The sequence below is a fragment of the Roseateles sp. P5_E11 genome, assembly GCF_054049355.1.
The window spans coordinates 1-3,159 of the sequence record NZ_JBFUMO010000630.1; the positions used below are offsets into that span (position 1 = coordinate 1).

2 protein-coding genes and 1 pseudogene are annotated in these 3,159 nt (G+C 68.4%); all 3 read right to left on the minus strand.

Annotated features, from left to right (window positions below):
• Positions 1-1,435, minus strand: a 1,435-nt coding sequence (locus ACXJKR_RS28200) for a hypothetical protein (protein WP_457325651.1), incomplete at its 3' end; no start/stop codon positions are given.
• Between the two features lie 105 nt (positions 1,436-1,540).
• The gene (locus ACXJKR_RS28205) at positions 1,541-2,587 is read right to left on the minus strand and encodes a cell division protein ZipA C-terminal FtsZ-binding domain-containing protein (RefSeq protein ID WP_056202169.1); all 1,047 of its coding nucleotides are present in this window, start codon (positions 2,585-2,587) and stop codon (positions 1,541-1,543) included.
• Positions 2,584-3,159 (minus strand): annotated as a pseudogene (locus tag ACXJKR_RS28210) (chromosome segregation protein SMC); the annotation flags it as partial. The pseudogene ACXJKR_RS28210 and the gene ACXJKR_RS28205, both read right to left, overlap by 4 nt.

Consider the following 3,159-nt stretch of genomic DNA (forward strand, 5'->3'; position numbering starts at 1 on the left):
GATACAAGGTCACTGTCAGCAGCACGACGATGAGCAGGGCGAGGGCCAGGCCCAGGGTCAGCCGCCTTTCGCTGCTGTGGCGCTCGAGCTGGCTGGCTTGCAGCTCGTTGTCATGCTTGAGGCTCTCCAGGGCGCGCTGGTTCTGCTCGAAGCTGGAGCGGCGCTGCAGCTCCAGCACCGTGCTGACACGGTCGTTGCGCACCAGCTCGGCCTCCAGCCCCAGTGCCTTGCGCGATTGGCGCAGAGCGCCCGCCGCATCGCCCAGGGCTTCCAGCAAGCCGGCATGCCGGTTCAACTGCTCCAGCAGGCGCACCTTGCGGCCCTGCTTCTCCAGCGACGCCAGGCCCTCGTTCACCAGTTGGTCGCCGGGGGCCGTCTGGCGCAAGCCGAGTCGCGCCAGACCGGAACTGATCGTGGCCACGGCCACAGCGTCCTCGTCACCTTCCTGTCGGGCCAACTTCAGCGCAGTCTCGGCATAGCGCTGCGCGGCCACAAAGTTGCGTGCGCTCAGGTGCAGGTCGGCCAGTTCCTGCACGACCTCCGCCTGGGTGTTGAACCAGGTCGCGCTGCCTGAAGCAGGATTCACGGCGGCAGCGCTGGCGGCCAGCGTGGGCTCGATCTGGGCGGCCAGCCGATGGGCCTGCTCCCGGGCCTGGTCGCGCGCCGGGCCGCGTCCGCCCTCCTCCTCGGCCAAGGATTCGATCAACTTGGCCGCCAGTTGCAGGGGCAGGCTGCCCGCGGACTCGGCCAGGCGAAAGGCCTGCTGCGCATCAGCACGGGCACCGTCGATGTCGTGCAGGACCAGGCGTATGGGCGCCAGCGCCATATGGGCCTGCGCCCCGCGCCGCGGGTTGGACTGGGCCTGCGCCGACCGGCTCGCCGCCGCGTAGCTGCGCAGGCCTTCCTGCAAATGCCCCGTCGCGAGGCTCAGATTGCCCGCCGTCATGAACACCCAGTAGCGCAAAGGCTCGTCCTGGGTCTTTTCCACCCAGGGCAGGGACGCGTTCACCCAGTCGTAGGCGACGCTCAGGCGGCCCGACAGTTGCAGGACGGTCGCGCGCAGTGCCAGCGCCGAAGCCATGGCCGCGGCGTTGCCTTCGCGCTCCCCCAGGTCGATGAGCTCGGCCGTTGCCGCATCGACCACCGTGAACTGGTCCATCATGCCGTGGGCATAGCCCCAGGCGGCGAGGAAGACGCGCAGGTTGTCGCCGCCCAGAGCGCGGGCCTGCGCTTCCAGCGGCCGCAGGCGCGCGACCACCTCGGGCGGCTCGCTGCCATGGCTGGCTTCGATGGCTTCGATCTGCTGGGCGAGCGTGGGGGCGGCGAGGCTTGGCCCAGCGAACAGCGACAGCAGCAACAGCCAGCCCACCAGCCAGAACTGGGTGGCTGGACGAAGGGTGGGACTGAAAACTTGGGGGAAGCCGCCGCTGCGCATCAGGCTTGAAGGGCCATGTAACGCACRGACTTTAGAAGCTTTGCCCCCCGCCGCCCCGTCGGTTGTCAGTCAGACCGCGGCGTTTGCGCGGCCAATGTCACGCGATCAGCTGAACAGCCTTCGTGCGGCAGGCGAGCCGGCGGCCAGATCACGCTCCGCCAAAGCTTCGTAGAGTTTCTTCAGCTCAACGTCGATGGACGCGAAGGCATGCAGGCCCAGCACCTGGCCACGGTCGTCGCAAACCTCGGCCTCCAGATCGCGGGCCAGTGCGCGGGCCGACTCCTGCCAGAGCGCGAACGGCTCCTGATCGGCCGACGTCTGCGGCACGTCCAGCGCCAGCGTCAGCTCGCGCAGCGACAGGGCTTCGGGGTCTTCAGCCAGCGCAGCCTGGGCATCGAACTGCAGCGTCAGCACCGGCGGCGCGCCCTCTTCTGCCGACGGCATGACGAGGCGGCCTGGCAGCGCACCGGCGACGAAGCCGTGGCGACCCGCGGCCTGCTGCACAAAGCCAGGCGTCCAGGCTGCGGCCTTGGCACGCAGCAGCAGGGCAAGCTGGGCGTCATGGCTGGCCGCGAACTGATCCAGCTCGCGGGCGCGGGCGACGACGTCCAGCATGTCTGGGAACTGCACGAAGCCGCCAACGCCGTCGGCAAAGGCCTGGATCTTCTGCACGAACTCCGAGTACTCGATCTCGTTGAGGGCGCCGCTGCGGTTGGCCATCTTCAGCCCGGCCTGGAATTCGCTGTAGCGCTGGCCGGGCGCGGGCAGTTCCCAGTCGCCGGTTGCGGCATTCAGACCTTCGATTTGCAGCGGCTTGGTGCCGGCGCGGCGACTGCCGGGCTGGTGCTGCAGGGCCATTTCGCCAGAGATGGGAGCCTCGACGGTGATGGTCGCGATGGCGTCAATCAGCGCGTCGATCCGCGCCGACGGCCGGCGCAGCGGGCGGGCCACGGCGGGCAGCGTCGCTTCCAGCGCCTCGGCCTCGGCAGTCGCCTCCGCCGTCACGGGCGGCGCGTCGAAATGCGGCTCCTCCAACGACGGCACGGCGCGCTTCGGCCCCGCCTTGCGGGCGGCCCAGGCGCCCTGGGCGATGACGCCGATCAGCACCACGCCACCCGTGATGGCCAGAAGTTCGGTCAACGAAACGTTCATGCCGCCTCCGCCATCGCCAGGGCTTTGTCCATGTCGACGGCCACGATGCGCGACACACCCTGCTCCTGCATGGTCACGCCAATCAGTTGTTCAGCCATTTCCATCGCAATCTTGTTGTGCGAGATGAAGAGGAATTGCGTGCCCGCACTCATCTTGGTGACGAGGCGCGCATAACGCTCGGTGTTGGCGTCGTCCAGCGGTGCGTCCACTTCGTCCAGCAGGCAGAAGGGCGCCGGGTTGAGCTGGAAGATCGCGAACACGAGGGCAATCGCCGTCAACGCCTTTTCGCCACCCGACAGCAGGTGGATGGTGCTGTTCTTCTTGCCCGGCGGCTGGGCCAGGACCTGCACGCCGGCGTCCAGGATCTCGTCGCCCGTCATCACGAGGCGCGCCTCGCCGCCACCGAACAGCTCGGGGAACATGCGGCCGAAGTGGTCGTTGACCTGGTTGAAGGTCGAGCCCAGCAGGTCGCGCGTCTCCAGGTCGATCTTGTGGATCGCGTCTTCCAGCGTCTTGATGGCCGAGTTCAGGTCGGCGCATTGCGAATCGAGGAAGGTCTTGCGCTCGCGGGC

Coding starts and splice junctions, on each gene's coding strand:
- ACXJKR_RS28205 (WP_056202169.1), bottom strand. CDS start 2,587: ATGAACGTTTCGTTGACCGAACTTCTGGCCATCACGGGTGGCGTGGTG.